The sequence below is a fragment of the Pantoea endophytica genome, assembly GCF_002858935.1.
Lineage (GTDB): Bacteria > Pseudomonadota > Gammaproteobacteria > Enterobacterales > Enterobacteriaceae > Pantoea > Pantoea leporis.
In genome coordinates, this window is record NZ_PJRT01000029.1 from 153,986 (window position 1) to 176,229 (window position 22,244).

The window sequence follows — 22,244 nt, forward strand, 5'->3', positions numbered from 1 at the left end:
TCCTGATAACCTCTTACCGCCAGTGAGCCTCATTTGAAATATCTCGTCTCCTTTCGCACTACGCTTCGAATTTCGCGCTATCTGTTTCGTGCGCTGGCGTTGCTGCTCTGGGCGCTGGGTGCGCTGCTGACCACTTTCTACATCATCAACGTGCTGCACGAGAAAGAGAACGCGGTGCGTCAGGAGTTTGCCGCCAATTATGGTCAGGCTGAGTGGTACGTGCGCCATTCGGCGGATGTGATGCGCGAGCTGAAATACATCACCGAAAATCGCCTGAGCAGCAGCGCTAATGGTCTGGATGTGCTCAACGGTTTGCCGCCGGGCAAAGGTGCGTTGCCGCAGTTCACGCCGCTGTTTTCCGATGGCGACTGCACGTCAATGAGCAATACCTGGCGTAACTCGCTGGACTCGCTCAGCTACTACATCAATTACTGGAAAAGCAATTTTGCCTCGGCGTATGAATTGAACCGCGTGTTCTTCATCGGCGGAGAGAATCAGTGTCTGGCTGATTTCACTATCGGCAGCAACAATTCGGTCGATCGTGAACGTAGCCTAAAAGCGCTGCGCGAACGCGTGCTGCATTATCGCAACGGCAATGAAGAAGAGCGCCGTCAGCCGATGTATTGGATCACTAGCAGCGCGCAGCCGGGCGTCGGCAACTTCTATATGGTGATGCCGGTATATGTGGCGAACAAGCTGCAGGCGTTGCTGGGCGTGGAGCAGAATATTCGCCTTGATGAGTTTATTCAGCCGGGCGGTTTGCCGCTGGTGGCCACCATCACCGATGAAAACTACCGTCCGCTGATCAGTTCGCGTCGCGGCGGGCCGGGCTACTCGCTCGACGATCTGCCGGATAACAGCACCTGGTTCGGCTATCTCGACAGCTATCGCCAGCTGGTGCTGAAAAAGCCGCTGCCGCCGTCGAATCTCAATGTGGTGTGGTCGCTTTCCACCGACGTGTTAACCGATCAGCTCAAGCTGATGCTGATCAACGCGCTGCTACTCAATATCTTAACCGCGGTGATTTTGTTCACGCTGGCGTGGATTTTTGAGCGCCGCATGTTCCTGCCGGCCGAGGAGAATGCGCATCGGCTGGAGGAGCACGAGCAGTTCAACCGCAAGATTGTCGCCTCGGCGCCGGTCGGCATCTGTATCCTGCGCACCAGCGACGGCACCAACATTCTGAGTAACGAACTGGCGCATAACTATCTGACGCTGCTGACGCAGGAAGATCGCCAGCGTCTGAATGAAATCATTGGCGGTCAGCAGGTCAACTTTGTCGATGTGCTGACCGGCAGCAACACCAACCTGCAAATCAGCTTTGTACATTCGCGTTATCGTAATGAAAACGTGGCGATTTGCGTGCTGGTGGATGTTTCGGCGCGCGTGCGTATGGAGCAGTCGCTGCAGGAGATGGCGCACTCGGCCGAGCAAGCCAGCCAGTCGAAATCAATGTTCCTCGCCACCGTCAGCCATGAACTGCGCACGCCGCTGTACGGCATTATCGGTAACCTCGATCTGCTGCAAACCAAAGTGCTGCCGAAAGGCGTCGATTCACTGGTGACGGCGATGAACAACTCGTCGAGCCTGCTGCTGAAGATCATCAGCGACATCCTCGACTTCTCGAAGATTGAATCCGAACAGCTGAAAATTGAACCGCATCCGTTCTCGCCGCGTGAAGTGGTCAATCACATTGCCAGCAACTATCTCTCGCTGGTGGTGCGTAAGCGCCTGGCGCTGTATGTGTTTATCGAAAACGATGTGCCGCTGATTATGGATGGCGACGCCATGCGTCTGCAGCAGGTGATATCCAACCTGCTTAACAACGCCATTAAATTCACGCATACCGGCTGCATCATTCTGCATGCTTACGTCAAAGAGGGTTATCTGGCATTCCGCGTACGCGATACCGGCGTCGGTATTCCGGCCAAAGAGGTAACGCGCCTGTTCGATCCGTTCTTCCAGGTGGGTTCTGGCGTGCAGCGTAACTTCCAGGGCACCGGCTTAGGGCTGGCGATTTGTGAAAAGCTGATCAACATGATGGACGGCGACATCGAAGTCGATTCCGAACCGGGTATGGGCAGCCAGTTTATCGTGCGTATTCCGATCTATTCCGGTCAGCTGGCGGCGCCACCGCTGCTCGACGGCTTGCAGGAAAAAGCCATCTGGCTGGATATGCGTAATGAGTATCTCGCCAGCTTCCTGCTGCGTCTGCTGCAACAGCAGGGTATTCAGGCAGCGTATTACCACGGCCAGGCGGCGGCTGATGATGTGATCATCAGCGATCACGATGAGCCTGCCGCGCAAACTGGACGCGCACATATTCGTATCTGTGGTGAGCACATCGATATGCCGCACGAAACCGCGCCGGGGCAATGGATTCAGAGCAGCGCGATGCTCCACGATCTGCCGCAGCTGCTGGGCCGCATCTACCGCATCAACATTAATAGCCAAACCGCCACGCCGCTGCCGTTAACCGCGCCAAAAGCCGCCGCGACCTTCGAGGATATTATCGTGCTGATTGTTGATGACCATCCGATCAACCGCATGCTGCTATCAGAACAGCTCGGCACCGTCGGCTATCAAACCAAAACCGCGCAGGATGGCGTTGATGCGCTGAACGTGCTGAGTCGCAACCATATCGATATCGTGCTGAGCGACGTGAACATGCCGAACATGGATGGTTATCGCCTGACGCAACGTCTGCGTCAGCTGGGACATACTTTCCCGGTGATTGGCGTCACGGCAAATGCGTTAGCGGAAGAGAAGCAGCGCTGTATGGATGCGGGTATGGATAACTGTTTGTCGAAGCCGGTCACGCTGGATGTGTTGAAAAGCACGCTGGCGGTGTATGCGGAACGCGTCAGAAAGGGCAGGGTAGAGGCGTAAAGCGGATACTAAAAAATGGGCGGTGTCAGAAGACGCCGCCCATTCGTATTACTCTTTGTCGACCTGAGTGGCGCTGACAGAAGAGAGATAGTTCAGCAGCGCGATATCGTTTTCCACGCCCAGTTTCATCATGGCTGATTTCTTCTGGCTACTGATGGTTTTGATACTGCGGTTAAGTTTCTTAGCGATCTCAGTCACCAGGAAACCTTCTGCGAACAGACGCAGTACTTCACTCTCTTTCGGCGACAGACGTTTGTCACCGTAACCACCGGCGCTGATGCGCTCCAGCAGTTTTGCCACGCTTTCCGGCGTATATTTTTTGCCTTTCTGCAGAGCCGCGAGTGCTTTTGGCAGATCGGTTGGTGCGCCTTGCTTCAGTACGATCCCTTCGATATCCAGATCCAACACCGCGCTCAGGATCGCTGGGTTATTGTTCATGGTCAGAACGATAATCGAGAGGTCCGGATAGTGACGTTTGATGTATTTAATCAGGGTGATACCGTCACCGTACTTCTCGCCTGGCATGGAGAGGTCGGTAATCAGGACATTAGCGTCCAGTTTGGGCAAGCTGTTTACCAGTGCTGTTGAGTCTTCAAACTCACCTACAACGTTAACCCATTCAATCTGTTCCAGTGACTTACGGATACCGAACAGAACGATCGGATGGTCATCGGCAATAATTACGTTCAAGTTATTCATCTTATTGGTTACCTTGCTGCAGCAGTTGGCTGACGTAAGCGTCAATTTCACTGGTGGTATTTTTAATGGTTAAATCGTCACATACTTTAATGTGTTGTTCTAACGCTTCACAAAGCTGTTTACCTGAACCCAGATTGAGCATGGCAAACACGCCTTTCAGGCGATGTGCTGTCTGAGCAAGCGAGGGATAATCCTTTTCCGCCGCTTCAGTATACAGTCTCTTCACATCTGGCGGTACTGTCTCGGTAAACAGCTGGAAATAGCCTCCGCTCATTAGCGGCGTGGCTTCTTCATCTTCGCGACTCTCCTCTAACAAATCATGAGAAAGTTGCTTTTCAATCAGGGCCAGCAGCGCATCAAGCAGTGCATTACTGAGATTGAAGTTGACCCGGAATTGCTGATCGTTCAACGCGTGATGACCCATTTCGTCACCGGCCAGCAGCAGCGCCCAGCCGGTCAGGCGCGCCGGATCGTCGGTCACCAGCACATCATGATCCTGACCAGTTAAACGCTCATCCGAGGTCAGGCATTTCGCTCCCCAGTTTTCGAGGTGGCGACAAACGATCTTGTGTACGTCTTCTACGGCGATATCCACCAACGCGGTCACGCCTTCCAGCAGTTTCTCTTCCTGCTCGCCTTGCTGCTCTAACGCCAGCGGCAGCTGAATATTGTAGCGTGTGCCGATATCGGGTTTAGCGATGATCTCCAGCTGGCCGCCCATCTGTTTGCACAGCTGCTTACAGAGGAAAAATGCCATGCCGGACGCCTGGCCAAAACGATCTTGCGTGGTGTCGCCGAGATAGGGGAAATCGACATTCGCCAGTTCATCGACGCTCAAGCCGGAGCCGGTATCCACCAGCTGCAGTAAGACCTGATTGGGCTTGTCTTCACTGGTTTTGATCTCCAGCGAAATCTTGCCCCAGCGCGTGGTGGTCAGCGAATAGTGCATCAGCGTGGTCAGCACTTTACGCAGCGCACGACGATCGCCAAAACGCATCTCGTCATTGGCTAAATGGTTATTCACCACCAGCGCTAAACCTTTACGACGCAGCAGCGGCAGGCTTTCCAGCGCGATTTCGTCCAGCATATCCTGCAGGTTGAACACGCTGGCATCAGGCGACCAGTCATGCGCTTCCAGGCGATTAAGCAGCACAATGTCATCCACCAGGCGCGCCAAACCCTGGCTCTCGTCGAGCAGATCGAGCACGCTTTCGTCATCGTCACGCTGGCTAAGTTGTACTAGTTGCTTAACCATGCTTTGCAGTGGACCATTGAGGGCGTGACCGAGGTTATGCATTAACTGCTGACGCATCTGGTGATTACGATCCAGCACCTGTTGTGCCTTCTGCAACTTCTTATTTACCAGTAATTCGCGGTCCTGATCGCGCATCATAAATAGCTGAGTATGCGGCGACAGCACGCTGCGCGCGTGGCGAATTTCATACACTTCATTATTGATGGTCGCCTGCAATACGCCCTGATGTTGATCGGACATATTGATGATTTTCTGCAGATTCAGGTGCGGCAATAGATGTTCAGCGATTTTATTGCTGAGCAGCGTGCGGTTAGTGGCGAAGTCGTACACCAGCAAGCCGACCGGCAAACTGGCGACGATCTCTTCGTTAAGCATGCGCAGCGAATCCAGCTCGGCGCTCTGATTCTCGTTCGGGCGCAGCGATTGCTGACGCAGCAGCGTAATGCCCGCAATCGACAATAAAAACAGCACAAGGTTGATCAGCAGCGGCCACATCAGATTATGCAGCGTATCCAGCGCCAGGCTGGTGAGCGGCACGCGATACACCAGCTGCAGCGAAGTGCTAGGCAGCGAGGCGGCGATCTCCAGATTCGGGTTTACCAGCGCCACGTGCGTGCTTTCGCTGCTGGTATCGTCGCTGGTGGTGGTGGTGGTCGACGTTTGCGTCGCGTCCTGACGCAGTTGGAAGTTCTCCAGCGGCATATTACGCGGAATCAGATCGTTAACCGGCAAATCAAATGCCACCACGGTGGCTAAATGGCCCGGCTGATTGAAAGTGGTGCGCAGGGTAAAGTAGTGATCGTTCTGCCAGGCGAAGTGACGCAGCGGCGAGAAGCTTTCGCGCTCATCCAGCGCATTGGCCTGCTGCAGCATCTCGGCGCGGCGGCTATCAACCAGCGAATTGATCGCACTCTCTTTATAACGTGTCGCCATGTCTTTCAGCGGCAGCGTGGAGATCATAATCAGGCTGTTATCCTGACCATTGAGGAAGTACATCGACCAGGTCGGATTTTCCGCGCCCCACAGCGTATCGAGATAGTTGGACATGCGCATGGTCATATCCAGCGTGCTGCTATCGTGCGAACCGAAAATCAGTGCTTCGGTTTTGCGGCGGGTTTTTTCCAGATAATAGACATCCGGGCGCAGGCGGGTTTCCTGAAGATTACTGTTCGGCGACGAACCGGCGGCGCTGGTGGCCAGGTTCTCATAGATCTGCCACGTAGCGAAGCGCGACGCATCGATGCGTTTCTGCATCGCACGCGCCAAATCGGTCATCGCATAGCGCTTCTCTGTCATCCAGGCATTCACGCTGTTGTGCACCATCGCGCCGAGCGCCAGAAAAAGCACCAGGTTAAACACCACGAAAAAGCGCGTTACATTGCCGGATGTCAGAGGAAATTTATAAGGCAGCATAGTGTCTCAGGATCATGGAATTAGCGCGCAACCCGTCGGGCACTGGCAGCGACGGCCAGCAGCAGCAGAGCGATAAGCAAAAATGCACCACTCAGGCTGATCCACTGGGAAATTAATCCGATTAAAGCCGGACCTGAAAGAATACCTGCATAGCCTAACGTTGTCATGGCCGAAATCGCCAGATTCGACGGCATATCGTGTTGATTCCCGGCAGCATTGAACAACATCGGCACCGTATTGGCGAGGCCAAAACCCACCAGCAGGAAAGCCAGCAGCGCAATTTGCGGCCACGGCAGCAACACCGCCAGCGTCATGCCTGCGGCAGCGGCTAACGCACCGGTCAACATCACCGGATAACGGCCGAAGCGCTGAATCACTTTATCGCCGGTCAGACGACCAATGGTCATTGCCACCGAGAACACCGCATAACCTAAACCAGCGTGCGCCGGACTCATCTCCGGGCTTTGCAGCAGCAACAGCGCGCCCCAATCCAGCACCGCACCTTCGGCAAGAAACAGAATAAAGCAGAGTAAACCGAGGAATGCCACCCAACCGCGCGGAATAACCAGCCACGGCTGATCGGGCTGATGCAGGCGTTCGGTCATCAGCGTTGGCAGGCTCCACACCAGCAGCAGCACAATCAGCGCCATCACCGCGCCAACCGCTTGCAACGGCGTCAGGCCGCTGCCGAGTAACAGGCTGACGGAGCCGGCGCCGATAATCCCGCCGAGGCTAAAGAAGCCGTGGAAACCGGACATCATCGGCTTGCGTGCGGCTTTTTCCACTTCGACAGCCTGCACGTTCATCGCGACATCCAGCATGCCGAGTCCGGCACCAAACACCATTAAAGTGGCGGCCATCAGCCACATCACATCAAGCGTCGCCAGCAGCGGTAACATCGCCAGCACCACCAGCGTGGAGCACAACATCACCCGACGACCACCGAAGCGCGCAATCAAACCGCCGGTAATCGGCATCGCCGCCAGCGAGCCAATTCCCAGACACAGCAGCAAACCACCCAATGATGCGCCGCTCAATGCCAGACGCTGGCTGGCGAACGGCACCAGCGGTGCCCATGCGGACATGCCCAATCCAGCGATGAGGAAAACGATACGTGTCCCGAGGTTGACACGGTGATGCAATTTATTTTGCGGCGCGGCGTCCAGTGCTGTCATAAAGAGTAGTTTTCATTAGCGGGTGAAGCGACGAAGTTTAGCATCAAAGCGCATGTCACACCGCGCATCAGACCCTATCAGATGGCAGCGATTAAACGCCAGAAACAGGCATATTACTGATTTTTTACGCATCGCTGCGCTTTTCCAGAACTTTCCTGGCATGTGCCAATGATTACTGGAGTGACTTAAGTAAAATTTTTTCTGCCGAATGATGCAGTATACTGATGAAAGATTCCGCGCCACATGCGGCCTGGACGTCAATTTTTTGGCGCTGTCGCAAAGCATGCATTTCCGGATTTTCGCCAATAGGCAGCGACCACGTAAAACCGATATGTTAGTCATCCCATCAGCTCCCGATGCGGAATATAGCGAGATCGAGATTATTTCTCCCCCTTTGGGAGAATTTTGCTGTGCCTTATTTTAGTCCTTGTTACCTGCGGGTAACCCGTTTTCATCAGGCGAAGCGGGCCATTGATTAATGGCCTGTATGGCGCACCGGTACGCTTAAAACATTAATAAGCTTAATGACCGTTGCAATACCTTCCCTGTAACGAGGTTACCTATGTCTTCACGTCAATCCGAACAACAATTAGCGGCGATTCTGCACTCTGCGGTCACTCTTTATCCGCTGGCAGACGACACATCATCTTTGCAAACGCGCAGCGTGGATACTACGCCGCCCGCGCCGTTACGTCCTTATGAACCTATTGCACAAGATGGCGTGATTGCCGCATGGGAATCCGGCAGGAATATTCACCTGCGCGGTCGCGCCGAATCTGAGCCAGGCGCCACCGTAACGCTGACCTTTAACGGCGAAGTCTGGCACAGCACGGTAAATAAATGGGGTTACTGGAATGCTTCGATGCCGCCGTCGGTGCTCAACGGATTGTCCGACGGTGTTTATTCGCTGACGCTAACCCTCACCGACAAAGCCGGTAATAGCACCGATACGCAGGTGGGCTTTGGGGTTTACGTGGATAAAACCATCAAGCCTACGCTGACGGTGGATCCGATCAGCGGTGATAACGCGGTCAGCGTGGCAGAAGGCATTTACGGCGTGGAGGTGCACGGCAGTGTTACGCACATGCCGGCGAACAGCCATATCACGGTGATTTTAGCCGGGAAAAAATACTCTGGCGGCGTTAACGATAAAGGCGAATGGACCGCCGCTATTCCTTCACAGGATCTTCAGGCGTTACAGGATGGCGTCTACAGCCTGAAAGTCAGCGCTACCGATCCCAACGGCAAAACCACCGCTTATCTGCAGGATGTCACCTTAATTACCCACGTTAGCAGCCTGCCGCACATCAGTTTCGATAAGGTCACGGCAGACAACGTGATCAATAAAGAAGAGAGCCAAAACGATCTCACCTTTAGCGGCGATCTTTCGGTGGTGGTGCCGGGCCAGCAGCTGTTGCTGTGCAGTGGAGATGCGGTTTATCACGCGCAGATTAGCAGCGACGGTCACTGGCAGGTGACGATTCCGGCCAGTGAAGTGGCGAGCTTTATTGCACTGGGCGAAATCCGCGTTTATGCGCAGGATGGCGCTGGCAACAGCACTGACGCAATGCTGGAACTGAACGTGGTCACCCAACTGCCAGACATCTATTACGAAATCAATATTGGCGGCGATACCACGCTGAATCAGCAGGAAGCGCAGCACGATCTCAGTTTCTATCTTGAAGGCGTGAAGGAGCTGACGCTCAACGGCAAAAACTACACGCCGGTCAACGGCATGGTCACCATCAGCGCCGAAGATCTGCAGGCGCTGCCGGATGGCGAAGTGTCGGCGCTGGCCACGCGCTGGGATGAGTACGGCAACCACGACACTCAGATTATTGAGAACCTGTTCAACGTTGCCACGCATCAGGTGCCGACCATTACGCTGAATCAACCGTTTGGCGACGGGGTGCTGGATGCGGCGGAGCTGAATAGCTGGCATCTGATTCAGGGCAGCAGTAGCCATCTCGATCAGGGCAGCCTTGTGACGTTGACGCTGGGCGATCAGAGTTACACCGCCACGGTTAAAGCCGACGGCAACTGGGCGCTGACCATTTTGGCGGGTCAGCTGGCACCGCTGGATGATGGCAGCTACCAAATGAAGGTCAGCGCGCAGGACAAAGCAGGCAATGTGGCGACGGCGACGCAGCCGGTGACCATCGATAGCCATGAGGCGGCCGCCAGCGTCAGCAGCGAGCCACTGAATACGCAACTGGTCGACGCAGGCGACAGCGCCGCCGCTCAACCCAGCGATGCGCGCGCCACGGAGAGTCACTACAACGCCAGCGATAGCAGTTACACCCTCGGCGACCATCTGCAGCAACATCAGGTTCAGAACCTGGCGTAATCCGCCATCAACCGCTAGCAACATCGGCTAGCGGTTGCCAGCCCACTCTCATTGCTCACGGGACAACAGGGATGACAGCACAACCCTTCAACAGCGACAACGGCATCGCGGCGATGCTGCGCGTGGCGGCACGCTTCGGTAAACCGGCGGACGGCAGCACGCTGCGCCAGCAGATGCGCTGGTTTCAACATCTGGCCCCAACGCAACAATTAGAACGTTTAGCCGGGCTGCTCGGCCTGCATTTGATGCTGGTGCCGCACAGCAAACTGCGCTGGCGGCAGGAAATTGTGCCGGTATTGCTGCTGCTGGAAAACGGCAGCGTGGCGTTGATAGAAGAGGTGGATAGTAACGGTGGCGTACGTTACTGGCTGAGTGAAAGTGGCGATGTGGTGCGCGCAGGTCAGCTGCAGGATTTGCTCATGCAGGCCGACATGCAGGTCGGCGTCGTTGGTGTGGCGGCGCGGGCGCGTGATGCGCGCATCGATGAGTTTGTGCAGCCGTATCAGCCGCACTGGTTTTGGCATCACTTTCGTGGCATGAAGCGGCGCATTGCGGAAATCAGCCTGGCCTCGCTGGTCGGCAACGTGCTGGCGCTGGCGGGCATTCTGTTTTCTATGCAGGTGTACGATCGGGTGATTCCGGCGCAGTCGCTGCCAACGTTGTGGGTGTTGTTCGCCGGCGTGGTGCTGGCGGCCGCCATTGAGTATCTGATTCGTCTGATGCGCACCCAGGTTTCTGACCTGATGGGCAAACGCATCGACCTGAAAATATCCGCCATGCTGTTCGCGCGGGCGATGAACATCCGCAACGAAGCGCGTCCGCGTTCCACCGGCTCCTTTATTGCCCAATTGCGTGAAATTGACCAGGTACGCGAACTGCTGACGTCCACCACGGTGAATGCCGCTGCCGACCTGCCGTTTGTGCTGCTGTTTCTGCTGATCATGGCGTCGATTGGCGGCTGGCTGGTGCTGATTCCGTTACTGGCGATTCCGCTGATCGTCATTCCTGGCTTGCTGGTGCAGATCCCGATGGCGCGGCTGGCGCAGGAAGGGTTGCGGGAAAGCGCGCTGCGTCAGGCGGTGCTGGTGGAAACCTTAGAAGGTGTAGAGGATATCAAAGCGCTGCAAGCGGAACCCTATTTTCAACGCCAGTGGGAGCAAACACACGAAGTTAGCGCGGCCATCAGCAATCAGCAACGTTTGTGGGGCGCGCGCCTCACCGGTTGGTCGGCTAGCGTGCAGCAGCTCACCTATGCCGGCATGTTGGTGTTCGGCGTCTATCTGGTGCTCGACAATCAGATCACCACCGGCACGCTGGTGGCGTGCAGCTTGCTCTCATCACGCACCATCGCGCCGCTGATGCAGCTCACCATGGTGTTTTCGCGCTGGCAGCATGCGAAATCGGCGATGAAAGGGCTGGATGAACTGTTAAAGAAGCCGCTCGACCAACCCGATCACGGCACGCTGGCGCACTGTCCGGTGCTCAGCGGCCACTATCTGCTGCAAAATGTGCATTACCGCTACGAAGAGGAGAGCGGTAATAGCGTGCTCAACATTCCGCAATTGCAGATCACGCCCGGCGAACGCGTGGCGATTCTCGGTAAAGTCGGCGCGGGCAAATCGACGCTGCTGAAGATGCTGGCCGGTCAGGCGCGCGCCAGCCAGGGCAAAGTGCTGGTGGACGGCGTCGATCTCACCTGCATCGATCCGGTCGATCTGCGGCGTCAGCTTGGCTGGCTGTCGCAGGATGCGCGGCTGTTTTTCGGCACGCTGCGCCAGAACCTGCTGCTCGGTAATCCGCACGCCAGCGAGCAGGAGATGCTGCAGGCGCTGCGCATTAGCGGCGCGTTAGCTTTGGTGCAGCAGGATGCCGCCAGCCTCGATCGCATTATTCACGAAGGCGGACGCGGCTTGTCCGGCGGCCAGCGGCAAATGGTGCTGCTCAGCCGGTTGATTCTGCGCCAGCCGCAGGTGGTTTTGCTGGACGAACCGACCGCGGCGATGGATGAACAGCTGGAAGCTCAGGTGATTCGTCAGCTGGCGCAATGGGTCACCGGGCGCACGCTGGTACTGGTCACGCATCGTCCCGCGCTGCTGCGCATGGTTGATCGCATCATTGTGATGGATAACGGCCGCATCGTGGCCGATGGCGCGCGCGACGAGATTCTGCGCCACGCCGCCAGTAAAAAAGGAGATGCGGCATGAGCGTGGTGCTGTTGGATAAAGATCTGACGCGGCGTGAACGTCGCACCTCGGCGATCATCTGGCTGTGCGTGGTGGCGCTGCTGCTGTTTCTACTGTGGGCGTACTTTGCGGTGCTGGACGAAGTCACGGTCGGCATCGGCAAAGTCACGCCTTCCAGCCGCGCGCAGATCATTGATAGCCTTGATGGCGGCATCGTCAAACAGCTCAATGTGCACGAAGGCAATATCGTGCAGCGCGGCGAGGTGCTGGCAACACTCGATCCCACGCGCTTTCAAACCAACTTTGGTGAGGCGATTGCGCGGGTGCGCACGCTGCGTGCCTCCTCTGAACGTTTACAGGCCGAGCTCAGCGACACGCCGCTGAGGTTCAGCGCCGATATCCTGCAACATCCCGAACTGGTGGCGCGCGAAACCCAGCTCTATCAGGCGCGGCGGCAGAATTTTGTCGAGACCATCGGCAATTTGCAGCAATCCCTTGCGCTGGTGCAGGCAGAACTCAACGTGACGGAGCCGCTGATGCTGCGCGGCGCGGCGGGTAAGGTGGATGTGATTCGCCTGCGTCGCCAGGTTAGCGATCTGCGCGGCAAAATCGACGAAGCGCGCAACGATTATTACGTGCGCGCCCATGAAGAGCAGGTGAAGAACAACGGTGAGCTGGATGCGCAGCTGCAGGTGGCGGCAGGCAAGCAGGATCTGCTGACGCGCACTACGCTGAGTTCGCCGGTGCGCGGCATTGTGAAGGATGTGCGCGTCACCACCGTGGGCGGCGTGCTGGAGCCGGGTGGCAAGCTGATGGAGATTGTACCGCTGGAGGATCAATTGCTGATTGAGACGCGCATCAATCCACGCGATATCGGCTATATCCGGCCGGGTTTACCCGCGGTGGTGAAGATCACCGCCTACGACGCGTCGATTTATGGCGATCTGCACGGGGAAGTCGAAACCGTATCGCCTGATACGCTGCAGGACGAAGTGCGGCACGACGAGTTTTACTATCGCGTCTATGTACGCACGCAAAAAGCCGAGCTGACCAATAAAAGCGGCCGCAGGTTCGCCATCATGCCCGGCATGGTGGCGAATGTTGAGATTAAAACCGGTCAGAAAACCGTGATGGATTATTTGCTTAAGCCGCTGAATAAAGCCAGGGAATCACTGCGTGAGCGTTAACAATATGCACCGGCTATTATTGCAGCGATCTTTGTTACGTGCCGAAATTAACATTGCCGATTTAAGGCTATGAATTGAACAAAATGTGCGAAAAGAGACAAATAATGCGCGGCAGTTATTGTGGTTAATTTAACTCGCGTAATTAACTTTACGCAATATAAGGCGATATCTGAATTGCGGGCAAAAAAATGCCGGACCATCTGGTCCGGCGGGAAATTAGGGTAAATCAAAACATTCGGGGTGAATGAAGGTAATAATGAAATAAATGATGATAGCGGAGATAATTGTATGCTCTGGATGGGTTTGAGTTTTGTCATTCAGTGCGGAAATGTAAATCATGTAATTTGATGTTTTTAAACAATTAAAATATATGTTGTCAAAAAGTGCTATATTTTTTACCTATCTGTGCTGGTTATTAGTTCCCCTGAATTTACATCCTGAAATAACTATTTAATACACTGAAACAGTTTTGGAAATTTAGTAGCATTTTCGTGATAGATTATTGCCCAACATAAAATAACAATGGCTTGCCGGCTGAATTTTTAATCATTCAGTTCGCAGTGGCAAAAATAAAGGCACATTAAAGAGGGTAATAAAAATGAAACGTCGCGTTCTCTCCCTGATGATTCCTGCATTGCTGGTGGCAGGATCAGCAAGCGCAGCTGAAATTTACAATAAAGATGGCAACAAATTAGACCTCTACGGCAAAGTGGACGGTCTGCATTATTTTTCTGACAACTCTGGCTCAGACGGTGACCAGTCTTACCTGCGTTTTGGCTTCAAAGGTGAAACTCAGGTGACCGATCAGCTGACCGGTTACGGCCAGTGGGAATACCAGGCTGCACTGAACACCGCAGAAAGCGAAGGCACCGCTAACAGCTATACGCGTGTTGGTTTTGCCGGTCTGAAATTTGGTGATGCGGGTTCATTCGATTACGGCCGTAACTACGGCGTGATGTACGATCTCGGCGCATGGACTGACGTTCTGCCAGAGTTCGGTGGCGATACCTACGGCGCGGACAACTTCCTGTTCCAGCGCAGCAACGGCCTCGCAACCTATCGTAATACCAACTTCTTCGGTTTAGTCGATGGCTGGAACTTCGCGGTTCAGTATCAAGGCAAAAACGATAACCCAACCGAATCTACTGGCTCTGGTCGTGATGTGTTGGGCGAGAACGGTGACGGCTACGGCCTGAGCACCACTTACGATCTGGGTTCAGGTTTCGGTATTGGTGCAGCGATGTTCCAGTCTGACCGTACCAATAACCAGAACGGTAACAATCCACGTACCGCCAACATCCTGGGTCGCGGTGATAAAGCCGAAGCTTACAGCGGCGCGCTGAAGTATGACGCTAACAACGTTTACCTGGCCGCAATGTACAGCCGTTCATACAACGCAACGCGTTTCGGCGCCAGCGATAGCGGCACCGTTTACGGTTACGCCAACAAAGCGGATAACTGGGAATTGGTGGCACAGTACCAGTTCGACTTCGGCCTGCGTCCATCTCTGGCGTTTGTCTCTTCTCGCGGCTCTGACATCGAAGGTTACGGCAGCCAGAACCTGAAGAAATACATTGATGTAGGCGCAACTTACTACTTCAACAAAAACATGTCGACCTACGTTGATTACCAGATCAACCTGCTGGACGACAACAACTTCACCGACGCAGCCGGTATCAATACCGATGACGTCGTAGCACTGGGCTTGGTTTACCAGTTCTAAGGGTGATGGAGCGTGACTTGCCGGTCACGCTCCCGTTTTCAGCAGCGCCTCCAGCGCGGCACGCAGCACCTCGACCACCCGTTCCGCCTCCTCGCCAATCTGTACCTGCACAATCGCGCCCTCAACCAGCAACACAATCTGCGCCGTTTTGACCTGCTGAGCGGGCATCAACTTGTCGCTGATCGCCTGCGCCATCTCACGCTTATGTTGACGAATCAGTTCGCTGGCTTCCGCTAACGTGTCGCCCAGCTCCGCGGCGGTATTGATAAACGCACAGCCGCGATAATCGTCATCCCTGAACCAGCTCAGTAACGCCGCGGGCAGCGCATCGATCAATGCCGCATGCTGATTCAGCGCATGGCGAAACGCCAGCATCCAGCGCTGATGGCGCTGCTGTAAAAACGCCAGCACCAGCGCATTCTTCGCCGGAAAGTGACGATAGAAAGTCACTTTGGTCACCCCCGCTTGCGCAATCACCTTATCCACACCGGTGGCGCGAATGCCTTGTTGGTAAAACAGCTGTTGCGCGCATAGCAAGATACGATCGCGCGCGGAGGCGGTGGCATCAAAGATCAGAGGCTCAAGCATAAAAATTCCTGTGTTTGCATGTAGACAGAATTGTCTACATACGGCAGGATGGATCAAGTAGACAGACCTGTCTACATAATAGGGAGAAATAACATGCTGGTGCCACCGTTCAATCAACAAACCGCATTACAGAAAGTCCGCATGGCGGAAGATGCCTGGAACAGCTGCGATGCGCAGCGTGTTTCGCGGGTGTACAGCGAAGATACGCGCTGGCGCAATCGCAGTGAATTCGTCAATGGACGCGCAGAAGTCGTGACCTTCCTGCAGCGTAAGTGGATCAAAGAGTTGGATTATCGACTGATCAAGGAGTTATGGGCGTGGCATGAAGATAAGCTGGCGGTGCGCTTTGCCTATGAATGGCATGATGACAGCGGTAACTGCTTTCGCAGCTATGGCAATGAGAACTGGCACTTTGGTGCCGATGGTTTGATGATTCAGCGATTTGCCTGCATCAACGATCTGCCGATCAGCGCAGATCAGCGTCTTTTCCACTGGCCAGCCGGCACGCGCCCGGACGATCATCCGGGCCTGAGTGAGTTGGGACTGTAAGGATTACTGGATACCGCGCCATTTTTTGGCTTTGGGCGCCGGTTGCGGCGGCGGGTTGGTGATGGCGCTCAGGCTACCTTCCATCGCGACACCCGCCAGCGTAAAGGCCGAGAAGCTCAGCCAGTGCTGCCATTTACTGTTTTGTGTTTTGCTATTTTCCATTCTGCACCTCGCTGAAGTTCAACTCATCTTCAACAATGCAGCATTCATGCCAGCGCACCGCTCTCAGCGCCACGCGGCTTGCAGCGACTTTGCTACACTGCGCCAGCGCTGAAGCGGTGCAGAAGGGTGATTTTCTGGTGCAATAATTTAACGTCGGCGTGCAGGATAGTGCTGAATCAGGCGATGGCGGTACGTCTGCCAACATTTGAAACTGCCATAAATAAACAGCCCGGCGGTTACGGCAATAATCATATAAATCATCTGATGCTCCTGTAGGCATAACGTTGCAGGAACCGGTTATCCTGTGTCAGCGTTTATCGAACATCAAGCAGCTTTAGACTGCTTTACAAGCGAGTTATGCTTTGTAATTGGCTGTAGTAATGGGTTACAGATGAGGAATTGATGCGTTTTCAGAACATTCTGCTAATTAGCCTGCTGGCATTAGGACTCAGCGGTTGCGAAAAAAACAGCAGCCAACCCGCGATGGTGCTGGAAGGCAAAACCATGGGCACCGTGTGGCGCGTCAGCGTCGCCGGCGTTGATCCGCAGCGTAAAGCGGCGTTGCAACAGCTGATCCAGCAACAGCTGGATCGCGATGACGGCGAACTCTCGACGTGGAAAAGCGATTCGGTGCTGTCGCACTTTAATCAGTATCAAGGCAACGCACCGCAGCCGGTAAGCGCTGACATGGCGGACATCGTCACTGAAGCGCTGCAAATCGGGCATAAAACGTCGGGTGCGATGGATATCACCGTGGGCCCGCTGGTCAATCTGTGGGGTTTTGGCCCGACGAAGCAACCGGCGCATACCCCCAGCGAGGCAGAAATCGCCGCTGCTAAAGCGCGGACCGGTTTGCAGCATCTGCGCGTGATTCAGGGCGTTAACGGTCAATGGCTGCAGAAAGATCTGCCCGGCTTGTATGTCGATCTCTCCACCATGGGCGAAGGCTATGCCACCGATCATCTGGCGCGTCTGATGGAGCAGCAAGGCATCACTGATTATGTGGTTTCAGTGGGCGGCGCAGTATTGAGCCGTGGCGTCAATGCTAATCAGCAGCCGTGGCGCGTGGCGATCCAGAAACCCACCGATCGCGAAAATGCGGTGGAAGCGCGCGTCGATCTGCAAGGACACGGCATTAGCACCTCCGGCAGCTATCGCAACTATTATGAACTGGATGGCAAACGCATTTCGCACGTCATCGATCCGACTACCGGAAGACCGATTGAGCACAAGCTGGTGTCGGCAACGGTGATAGCCACCACCGCGCTGGAAGCGGATGGCTGGGATACCGGTTTGATGGTGCTCGGCAGCGAACGCGCTAAAGCGTTAGCGGTGAAAGAGCATCTGGCGGTCTATTTGATCAGCAAGCAGGGCGACGGTTTTACTCACTGGATGTCGCCGCAGTTTAAAACCTTCCTCATCGATCAGGCATCTCAATAAAGGAGGCGCACATGCTGGATTTATTTAGTGACGAAGCGCCGTGGCAGGAACCGCTGGCGGATGGCGCGGTGATTCTGCGGCGTCGCGCTCGCGAACAGGCCGATGCGCTGCTGGCGGCGATTCACGATATCGCCGCGAAAAATCCCTTTGCCCATCGCATCACGCCCGGTGGCCATCGCATGTCGGTGGCGATGACCAACTGTGGTGATTTTGGCTGGTCCACCGATTCGCGCGGCTATCAATATACCGAGCAAGACAGCAACAGCGGACACCATTGGCCGCCGATGCCCGCGCTGTTCCGCGAGCTGGCGCAGCAAACCGCGCACGAAGCGGGCTTTGCCGGTTTCAATCCGGATGCCTGCCTGATTAACCGCTATGAACCCGGCGCAAAACTGACGCTGCATCAGGATAAAGATGAGAAGGATCTGCGCCAGCCGATTGTGTCGGTTTCACTGGGATTGCCTGCGGTATTCCAGTTCGGCGGTTTCGAACGCGGCGACGCCACCCAGCGCGTGCTGCTGGAACATGGCGATATCGTGGTGTGGGGCGGGCCATCGCGCCTGCGTTATCACGGTATTCTGCCGCTCAAACCTGGCATTCATCCGCAGGCAGGCGCTTTCCGTTTCAACCTGACTTTCCGCCGCGCATTTTAGGCATTTTTGTGGCGGCGCAATTTATTGCGTAATACATGTTAGTTAAGCCATTAATGAAGGCGCTGGCCGGTGCCACTTTTGGTCCGGCGGTCCTCGCGCCGCTTACGCGGTACCTTCACTTCGCTCGTCTGCCTGACGGACCGGCGGAGACGGGACTTCCATGTCCCGGCTCCGCCTTTCGCCCGCGTCCTGCGGGCTCTCCTGGCTTCCTCGCTTCGTTCAGCGCTGCGGATTGCCGGCCCAAAAGCGGCCCCGGCCTGCTCATCAACTTCAGTGCTTATTATTGAAAAGGGCTCATTTGCCAGAGGCGCAGACGTGTCAGAGCCCGCACAGATAATGCCTTTTCAAAACAAAATACCTTCTTATCTGACAAGCATTTCGCAATAAATCGCGCCGCTACCAAACGAGCGGCGAGACACATTCTACTTAGGCAAATTTGAGATGAGAATTATTCTTGCTATCAGCCAAGGCGACATTAAACTGCAGGCTGCTTTATTGACCGCTGGAACCCTTTGATGGCATTGCTGCAAGTCGTTTTTCGCCAGTACCGCTGGCCTTTTATTGGCGTCATTCTTCTTACATTGTTAAGCGCCGTGCTTGGTATTGGTTTGATTGCCTATATCAATAATGAGCTGATCGTCGCGGTGAATACCTCGATTTCGGTGCTGCCGAGTTTCCTTGGTCAGCTGTTCCTGCTAATGGCGGTGACGCTCGGCTCCCAGCTGGCGCTGACTATGCTCGGCCATCACTTTGTCTGGCGGCTGCGCGGCGAATTCATCAAAAGGATTCTTGATACGCGCGTGGAGCGCATCGAACAGATTGGCAATGCCCAACTGCTGGCCGGTCTCACCAGCGATGTGCGCGCCATCACCATCGCCTTCGTGCGTTTACCCGAGCTGATTCAGGGCATCATTATTACGCTCGGTTCGGCGCTTTATCTCGCCTGGCTCTCGCCAAAAATGCTGCTGATCACCTGCCTGTGGCTGGTGGTAACGCTGGTTGGCGGCTGGTTGCTGGTATCACGCGTTTATCAGCACATGGCTAAGCTGCGTGAAATCGAAGATGACCTGTATCGCGATTTCCAGACCATTATCGAAGGGCGTAAAGAGCTGCAGCTTAACCGCGAACGTGCGCAGCTTATTTACGACAGCGTTTATCAGGAGAATGCCAAAAGCTATCGCCACCACATCGTGCGCGCCGATACCTTCCACCTCAGCGCGGTGAACTGGTCGAATATCATGATGCTCGGCGCGATTGGCATCGTGTTCTTTATGGCGAACGGGCTGGGCTGGGCAAATACGGCGGTGGCGGCAACTTATTCGCTGACGCTGCTGTTCCTGCGCACACCGCTGTTGGCGGCGGTCGGCGCCTTGCCGACGCTGCTCAGCGCGCAGGTGGCGTTTCGCAAGCTCAACAGGTTTGAACTGGCGCCCTATGAAGAAAAGTTCAAGGCGCTGCCAAAAGTCAGCGACTGGCAAACGCTGGAGCTGCGCGACGTCTGCTTCCACTACGGCGAGCACGGATTCCAGGTTGGGCCGATCAATTTGACGCTGCGCCGCGGCGAGCTGGTGTTCCTGATTGGCGGCAACGGCAGCGGAAAATCGACGCTGGCGATGCTGCTCACCGGCCTCTATCAGCCGCAATCGGGCAGTTTGCTGCTGGATGGCAAGGTGGTGGATTGGCAAAACCTCGATGCTTATCGCAAACATTTCTCGGCGGTGTTTACCGACGTGCATCTGTTTGATCGCCTCATCGGCGATCAAGGGCAGCCAGCCGATCCTGCGCTGGTGCAGCAGTGGCTGGAACGTCTGAAGATGCAGGACAAGCTTAAGCTGGAAGGCAACAGAGTGCTTAATCTGCAACTGTCGAAAGGGCAGAGCAAACGTCTGGCGCTGCTGCTGGCAGCCGCCGAAGAGCGCGATATTCTGTTGCTCGACGAATGGGCGGCGGATCAGGATCCGCATTTCCGTCGCATCTTCTATCGTGAGCTGCTGCCATGGTTACAGGAATCGGGTAAAACGGTGTTCGCTATTAGTCATGACGATCACTACTTTATTCACGCCGATCGCTTGCTGGAGATGCGCGAAGGTCAACTAAGTGAGTTAACCGGTAACGAACGCGAGATGGCAACGCTGGATGCGGTGCAACGTACCGATACCGGCCATTAACGCCAGCCGGGAAAGCTTAGCAAAAACCCTTATTGGGCAAGAAGTTGCGGAGTGAGTAAAGTCACTCCCAGCAGAAATCCTCGTTTCTGCGTCCCTGGAACACTTTTCTGTCGTCTTGTGTTGTCACCGGCTCAGGTTTATTTCTGAGCCGGTTTTTTATTTTGTCGGGAGCGGATGCGTCAGCAGCGTAATCACGCGATCTCCAGCCAGCCAAAAACGCGCCTGCAGCAGCGCTTTGGTGGTGAAATACTCATCAAAATCTTGACACAACCGCAGCGTTGCGCGGCCTTGCTGCACGTCCAGTTCCAGCACTTCCGCCTGAAGAAAATCCATTGGCTGATGCAATTGCGGCCACAGCGCTTTGTACACACTCTCTTTCAATGAAAACAGCAGCGTAGCGGCCTGGGCAAAGGGCATAGGCCGCGCCAGCAGGCGCTGTTTTTCCGCCGGGCTCATCAACATCTCAGCGGTTTCATCGGCGGTTTCCTCCGCCATAATCTGCTCTACATCCACACCCACGCACAGTGGCTCGCGCGTCGCAGCCATCACCGCAACGCTGTGCGTATGCGACAGCGACGCCTGAATGCCGGCGGGCCACAACGGTGAACGATCGGGCGCATTACACAACACAAAGTGCGGTAAACCGAAGTGCGCGAAGTTTTGCTGTACCAGCCAGCGACTCGCCAGATGCTCGGCTTTGCGTTTCGTCACCGCGCTCTGTAGCGACGCGGGCAGCGGCAGTTGCCACGCCTGGTGCAATTCAGCATGCCAGTGATGTTGATCGAATTCGCACCAGGCGATCGGCAATGTATCCAGCGACATGCCAGCAGCGCGGATAAACGGGGAAGAGGGCAGGGCAAGCGGCGTTTCAGAGGCGAACATAAAAAATCACGGCTGACGGAAAACGTAGTTTTACCAGCCAGCCGGATGGAGAGCAAGCCAAAGGGGCTCGCCTACTTTTAGTTATTTGGCGGAATAGCCATGCCTTTAATCTGCACCACGAAGTGCTGATGGCCTTTGGTGATGCGCGCACCGCGATCGCACCAGCGCGAGGCGAGACGGAAGAAATCGTCGCTGCCGATATCGTAAGCCAGTTCAACTTTATTGATACCCGAGTGCAGGAGTTCTTCCGCATCCTGCAGGTTTTTTGCTTTGATGACCATAATGGTTTCCATCGAAAAAACAAGAGCTGTAAGAGTAAGAGAAGTCTGTGACAGTTTTGTTTCAATTTGATGAAGCGCTGTAACATTTATCCAGAAATGTGATCTGGCTCGGGTTGAGTTGCTTTCGGTAAGTTACTGATTAAAAGCCAATAATCAGCATTTCTTTGGCGATAATCTGAGAATGCTTTATTGCATGGAAAACATATGAAATCGCCAGACTTTATATTCTGCCTTTACTTCCAACACATATGAATTACCATATGTAATAGATTTTTACTGGAACCTGGCCCAATGCTCCCTGTTCAACTTTTCAAACTGCTTGCTGACGAAACGCGTACGACGATCGTTTTATTATTACGAGAAGCCGGAGAGCTGTGTGTCTGCGATCTCTGCACCGTTACCCAACAATCACAGCCAAAGATTTCACGCCACATTGCCTTGCTGCGCGATGCTGAGCTGATTCTGGATCGACGTGAAGGCAAGTGGATACACTATCGCCTTTCTCCGCATATGCCGGCCTGGGCTGCATCGATTATCGATACGGCCTGGAATAGCCAGCGTGAGGAAGTGCGTGAGTCGCTGAAGAACGCCGCTGCTACGGGTTGTGAATAATCATTAAACACATTCGATTATTCGAATGCATTGGAGGC

The 22,244-nt window shown here is 54.9% G+C and carries 17 protein-coding genes; 10 read left to right on the plus strand and 7 right to left on the minus strand.

Annotation, left to right across the window (positions count from 1 at the left end):
• Window positions 1-33 precede the first annotated feature (33 nt).
• Window positions 34-2,889 carry a two-component system sensor histidine kinase RcsC gene (gene rcsC / locus PZBJ_RS18365; protein ID WP_101763669.1) on the plus strand — a complete coding sequence of 952 codons (2,856 nt, stop codon included), beginning with the start codon at window positions 34-36 and terminating at the stop codon, window positions 2,887-2,889.
• Between the two features lie 48 nt (window positions 2,890-2,937).
• On the opposite strand, the gene rcsB is transcribed toward rcsC, so the two are convergent.
• Genes rcsB through PZBJ_RS18380 form a run of 3 tightly spaced genes read right to left on the minus strand, consistent with a single transcriptional unit; the run spans window position 2,938 to window position 7,431 of the window.
• Window positions 2,938-3,588 carry a response regulator transcription factor RcsB gene (gene rcsB / locus PZBJ_RS18370; RefSeq protein WP_007889370.1) on the minus strand — a complete coding sequence of 217 codons (651 nt, stop codon included), beginning with the start codon at window positions 3,586-3,588 and terminating at the stop codon, window positions 2,938-2,940.
• A 1-nt stretch (window position 3,589) separates the two neighbouring features.
• Window positions 3,590-6,253, minus strand: coding sequence for a phosphotransferase RcsD (gene rcsD, locus PZBJ_RS18375; protein WP_101763721.1), 2,664 nt, complete (start codon window positions 6,251-6,253; stop codon window positions 3,590-3,592).
• Between the two features lie 23 nt (window positions 6,254-6,276).
• Window positions 6,277-7,431, minus strand: coding sequence for an MFS transporter (locus tag PZBJ_RS18380; protein WP_101763670.1), 1,155 nt, complete (start codon window positions 7,429-7,431; stop codon window positions 6,277-6,279).
• 562 nt (window positions 7,432-7,993) lie between these two features.
• On the opposite strand from PZBJ_RS18380, the gene PZBJ_RS18390 reads away from it, so the two are divergent.
• From PZBJ_RS18390 to ompC, 4 genes are all read left to right on the plus strand, one after another.
• On the plus strand, window positions 7,994-9,778 hold the full coding sequence (locus PZBJ_RS18390) for an Ig-like domain-containing protein (RefSeq protein WP_101763672.1): 1,785 nt from the start codon (window positions 7,994-7,996) through the stop codon (window positions 9,776-9,778).
• A gap of 71 nt (window positions 9,779-9,849) precedes the next feature.
• Complete coding sequence (locus PZBJ_RS18395) at window positions 9,850-11,982, plus strand: type I secretion system permease/ATPase (RefSeq protein ID WP_101763673.1); 2,133 nt, start codon at window positions 9,850-9,852, stop codon at window positions 11,980-11,982.
• Entirely contained in the window at window positions 11,979-13,148 is a 1,170-nt protein-coding gene (locus PZBJ_RS18400; protein WP_101763674.1) for a beta-barrel domain-containing protein, read from the plus strand. The genes PZBJ_RS18395 and PZBJ_RS18400 overlap by 4 nt, the downstream gene beginning before the upstream one ends.
• Window positions 13,149-13,746: 598 nt before the next feature.
• Complete coding sequence (gene ompC / locus PZBJ_RS18405) at window positions 13,747-14,871, plus strand: porin OmpC (protein ID WP_101763675.1); 1,125 nt, start codon at window positions 13,747-13,749, stop codon at window positions 14,869-14,871.
• A gap of 24 nt (window positions 14,872-14,895) precedes the next feature.
• Here the strand turns inward: ompC and PZBJ_RS18410 are convergent, their stop codons facing one another.
• Complete coding sequence (locus PZBJ_RS18410) at window positions 14,896-15,459, minus strand: TetR/AcrR family transcriptional regulator (RefSeq protein ID WP_101763676.1); 564 nt, start codon at window positions 15,457-15,459, stop codon at window positions 14,896-14,898.
• Window positions 15,460-15,552: 93 nt separating this feature from the next.
• Between PZBJ_RS18410 and PZBJ_RS18415 the strand changes: the two genes are divergently transcribed.
• Window positions 15,553-16,008, plus strand: a complete 456-nt coding sequence (locus tag PZBJ_RS18415) for a nuclear transport factor 2 family protein (RefSeq protein ID WP_101763677.1) — start codon at window positions 15,553-15,555, stop codon at window positions 16,006-16,008.
• A 3-nt stretch (window positions 16,009-16,011) separates the two neighbouring features.
• Here the strand turns inward: PZBJ_RS18415 and PZBJ_RS24240 are convergent, their stop codons facing one another.
• Entirely contained in the window at window positions 16,012-16,170 is a 159-nt protein-coding gene (locus PZBJ_RS24240; RefSeq protein WP_167391201.1) for a hypothetical protein, read from the minus strand.
• A 402-nt stretch (window positions 16,171-16,572) separates the two neighbouring features.
• Here PZBJ_RS24240 and apbE point away from each other — a divergent pair, with 402 nt between their 5' ends.
• The 3 genes from apbE (at window position 16,573) to PZBJ_RS18435 (ending at window position 20,431) form a co-directional block, all read left to right on the plus strand.
• Window positions 16,573-17,610 (plus strand): FAD:protein FMN transferase ApbE, encoded by a 1,038-nt coding sequence (gene apbE, locus PZBJ_RS18420; protein ID WP_101763678.1) that lies wholly within the window; start codon window positions 16,573-16,575, stop codon window positions 17,608-17,610.
• An 11-nt stretch (window positions 17,611-17,621) separates the two neighbouring features.
• Window positions 17,622-18,263: a DNA oxidative demethylase AlkB gene (gene alkB / locus PZBJ_RS18425; RefSeq protein WP_101763679.1), complete on the plus strand. Its 642-nt coding sequence runs from the start codon at window positions 17,622-17,624 to the stop codon at window positions 18,261-18,263.
• A 515-nt stretch (window positions 18,264-18,778) separates the two neighbouring features.
• The gene (locus PZBJ_RS18435; protein ID WP_101763680.1) at window positions 18,779-20,431 is read left to right on the plus strand and encodes a multidrug ABC transporter permease/ATP-binding protein; all 1,653 of its coding nucleotides are present in this window, start codon (window positions 18,779-18,781) and stop codon (window positions 20,429-20,431) included.
• Window positions 20,432-20,587: 156 nt separating this feature from the next.
• Here the strand turns inward: PZBJ_RS18435 and PZBJ_RS18440 are convergent, their stop codons facing one another.
• Window positions 20,588-21,313, minus strand: a complete 726-nt coding sequence (locus tag PZBJ_RS18440) for a 4'-phosphopantetheinyl transferase family protein (protein ID WP_101763681.1) — start codon at window positions 21,311-21,313, stop codon at window positions 20,588-20,590.
• 77 nt (window positions 21,314-21,390) lie between these two features.
• Complete coding sequence (locus tag PZBJ_RS18445) at window positions 21,391-21,594, minus strand: hypothetical protein (protein WP_008105079.1); 204 nt, start codon at window positions 21,592-21,594, stop codon at window positions 21,391-21,393.
• 291 nt (window positions 21,595-21,885) lie between these two features.
• Between PZBJ_RS18445 and PZBJ_RS18450 the strand changes: the two genes are divergently transcribed.
• Window positions 21,886-22,206: a metalloregulator ArsR/SmtB family transcription factor gene (locus PZBJ_RS18450; RefSeq protein ID WP_101763682.1), complete on the plus strand. Its 321-nt coding sequence runs from the start codon at window positions 21,886-21,888 to the stop codon at window positions 22,204-22,206.
• Window positions 22,207-22,244: the final 38 nt, after the last annotated feature.